Origin of the sequence: Pseudoalteromonas sp. PAST1 (assembly GCF_021532515.1) — a bacterium.
Lineage (GTDB): Bacteria > Pseudomonadota > Gammaproteobacteria > Enterobacterales > Alteromonadaceae > Pseudoalteromonas > Pseudoalteromonas simplex.
Genome location: NZ_JAKGBH010000113.1, coordinates 1 through 2,103, shown reverse-complemented (window position 1 = coordinate 2,103; position 2,103 = coordinate 1). Strand labels below are relative to the sequence as shown.

The 2,103-nt window shown below is 47.4% G+C and carries 1 protein-coding gene; it reads right to left on the bottom strand.

Annotated elements, in window-relative coordinates:
* Positions 1 to 2,103 (bottom strand): beta strand repeat-containing protein (locus L1272_RS22825; RefSeq protein WP_235374354.1); only part of this gene is annotated, 2,103 nt, incomplete at both ends.

The window sequence follows — 2,103 nt, the reverse complement described above, 5'->3', positions numbered from 1 at the left end:
TATAATCCCCTTCGGCTAATGCCGTACTTGGCTCAACAGACCAACTGCCATCCGCTTGCACCGTCGCTGTCGCACTTTGTACATTACCGGCACTGTCAGTGATAGTAAGCAGCACTAAGCTGCCCACAGCCGCCCCAGTAGTTTGCCCACTAATGAGCGGTGTCACATCATTACTATAGGCCAAGGTATCAAGGCTAATCGTCGGTGCGGTAATGTCGATTTCACCAGTGGCACTATCGGTGCCAGTATTACCGGCTGCATCGGTGACTGAAGCATTAACAGTAAAACTACCTTCTGCCAGTATTGTGGTTGCAGACACTGACCAACTTCCGTTCGCTAATACCGTAGCGACTAAAGTTTGTGGGTTGCCTTGTGAATCAGTAATGATCACTGTAACTGTGCTTCCTACCGGTGCATCCGTTGTACCACTTATTGTTGGGGTTGTATCATTGGTTTGTGCAATATCATTAATTGCAATGGTAGGAGGGGTTAAATCAATTGTTCCTACAGCAGAGTCTGTACCTTCAACGCCACCTACTGTAACGCTAGCAGTAACCGTAAAATCCCCTTCAGTTAATGCATTATTAGCAGTAACAGTCCAAATACCACCTGAGACACTTACTGTCAGTGTTTCAACTGGATTGGTGCCATCATTTATAGTCACTGTTACCGTACTGCCGTCAGGAGCACTGGTTGTTCCTGAAATAGTAGGCGTTGTATCGTTCGTTTGGCCTAGGGCATCAATTGAAATACTAGGCGCACTGGTATTCAAGGTGAAATTCTCTGTTGCCGAGGCGCTATTTCCTGCTGCATCTTCTACTGTAGCAACCACGCTGTAGTCATCATTCGCTAACGATGAAGAGGTGACAGACCAATTACCAGCACCATCAACGGTTGCAGTCAAACTGATCTCACCACCACTGGTATCTGTTAATACAAGTGAAATAACAGTGCCTGCTGGCTCCGAAGATGTACCACTAATAGTTGGTGTTGCGGTGTTAATTGTGCCTAGATTGTTGATTGTAATGAGAGGCGCTGTAGTGTCTATCGTTCCTGAGCCTGTATCACTCCCTGTATTACCCGCAGCATCTGTGATTGTTGCAGTAATTGTATAGTTACCATCAGGTATTTCAGATGCGTCTGTTTGCCATGTGCCTGCAGCACTTACAACAGCTGTAAAACTATAATTATCGCCATTACTGTCTGTAACTATAATATTTACAATTGTGCCCGCAGGCTCGGTAGATGTACCGCTGATTGTTGGGGTATTATCATTACTTAAGCCATTATCATTCACAACGACTGTAGGATTTACCGTATCAATACTACCTGAGGCACTGATTGTTGTACTATTGCCCGCCACGTCACTCACTGTTGCTGACACAGTGTAATCACCTTCGGCTAAACCGTTTGGCACTTCGCTAGTCCAGGTTCCATTACTGCCCACTGTGGCTGAGAAAGTTTGTACCACACCGTTACTATCAGTCACTGTGATAGTTACTAACGCGCCGATTTCATTACTTGTGCCGCTTAAAGTTGGCGTCACATCACTGCCCGCCCCAACGCCCGTTAAGGTTAAGCTTGGTGCAACGGTATCAATGACCCCAGTCACCGTTTCTTCTGTAAGGTTCCCCACCCCATCACGCACACTGGCGTCAACAGTAAATTGACCATCAGCTAAGACCGTTGTTGGACTCACTGACCAATTACCGCTGGCATCCACTATCGCTGTCAGGGTGCTGCTATCACCATTGGCATCGGTGACGACCACAGTCACTTGTGCGCCTTCACCTGCATCACTGGTACCACTGATGAGCGGTGTATTGTCATTTCCTATTGCATCCACGTTAACGGTGAGTGTCGGTGGTGTACCATCAAAGTCACTTGAACTGATAGTACGTACATTGCCTGCAGCATCCGATGCACTGGCTGTTATCGACGCTAGGTTCGCTAACGGCACGGTTAATCCTGTCAGTGACCAATCACCATTGGCATCGGTGGTTGCCGTATATGTCACACTGCCACCGCCTAATAAGGTTTGGGTGATGGTCACTGTGCTACCGGCGGGTAAATCTGATGTACCACTTAAGGTCACCAGTTGAC